Annotated in this window: 1 protein-coding gene; it reads left to right on the plus strand. The window is 57.5% G+C overall.

Annotated elements, in window-relative coordinates; all coding sequences use genetic code 11:
- A partial coding sequence (locus D8V06_RS25440; RefSeq protein ID WP_130932050.1) for a ParA family protein occupies positions 1-689 on the plus strand: 689 nt, incomplete at its 5' end.
- Positions 690-736: the final 47 nt, after the last annotated feature.

The following is a 736-nucleotide window of genomic DNA, read 5'->3' on the forward strand; positions in this document are numbered from 1 at the left end:
TCGATCTCGATCCACAGGGCAACGCCACCATGGGTAGCGGTGTGGATAAACACGGCCTGGAAAACTCGGTCTACGACCTGTTGATCGGTGAATGCGACCTGGCCCAGGCCATGCACTACTCCGAGCATGGTGGTTACCAGTTGTTGCCGGCTAACCGTGACCTGACGGCCGCGGAAGTGGTACTGCTGGAAATGCAGATGAAGGAGAGTCGTCTGCGCAGTGCGCTGGCGCCGATCCGTGAAAACTATGATTACATTTTGATCGACTGTCCGCCGTCCTTGTCGATGCTGACGTTGAACGCACTGGTGGCCGCCGACGGCGTAATTATCCCCATGCAGTGCGAGTATTTTGCACTCGAAGGTTTGAGCGACCTTGTGGATAACATCAAGCGTATCGCTGAACTGCTGAACCCGAACCTCAAGGTCGAAGGTTTGTTGCGCACCATGTACGACCCACGCCTGAGCCTGATGAACGATGTCTCGGCTCAGCTCAAAGAACATTTCGGTGACCAGCTGTACGACACGGTCATTCCGCGCAACATCCGTCTGGCCGAAGCGCCGAGCTACGGCATGCCGGCGCTGGCGTACGACAAAGCATCGCGGGGCGCTATTGCCTATCTGGCCCTGGCGGGCGAAATGGTTCGTCGTCAGCGCAAAAACTCACGCATCGCCGCCGCTCAGGCAACTTAAGGAATCCCCATGGCCGTCAAGAAACGAGGTCTCGGACGTGGACTGGA

The sequence above is a fragment of the Pseudomonas sp. Sample_24 genome (assembly GCF_004307605.1).
GTDB lineage: Bacteria > Pseudomonadota > Gammaproteobacteria > Pseudomonadales > Pseudomonadaceae > Aquipseudomonas.